The sequence below is a fragment of the Thermococcus sp. ES12 genome, assembly GCF_012027515.1.
In the GTDB taxonomy this organism is placed as follows: Archaea; Methanobacteriota_B; Thermococci; order Thermococcales; family Thermococcaceae; genus Thermococcus; species Thermococcus barossii.
Window position 1 is genome coordinate 1 of record NZ_SNUP01000106.1, and the last position, 413, is coordinate 413.

The following is a 413-nucleotide window of genomic DNA, read 5'->3' on the forward strand; positions in this document are numbered from 1 at the left end:
TATCTAATTTTCGTGTCTCCAAATTGAAATGTTTCTCCATCAGCAAATATGACTTTGAGATTCTCAAAACTCATCTCAGGAATCCTAGGATTCTGGTTCCACTTATTAACCCTATTTTTGAACCATTTGAGACCTTTTTCAAGGAGTTGTTTCCTCCGCGTATTGTAATCACCAAAGTCTTTAGAAAATGCAATTGGTAACTCTTCTAACGGATTTGGGTACTCCTTTGATTCCGATTTTCTCCAAATATCCTCTAATTTTAGATCTCCAAAATACCTGTAGAGATTAGAATAGAAATACTCAGCCCGTTCTCTCTGGGAATCGTTTATATATTCATTTGGATCCTTAACTAGGAGAAGTTTGTCTTTATACACGTCTAAATCATTTGGAAAGTAGTGATCATAGTGATAGTA

Annotated in this window: 1 protein-coding gene; it reads right to left on the reverse strand. The window is 34.9% G+C overall.

The genetic code is table 11. The annotated features are described in order from the left end of the window. The coding region (locus E3E37_RS11280) for a hypothetical protein (RefSeq protein ID WP_371731720.1) at nucleotides 1–413 on the reverse strand (413 nt) is incomplete at both ends.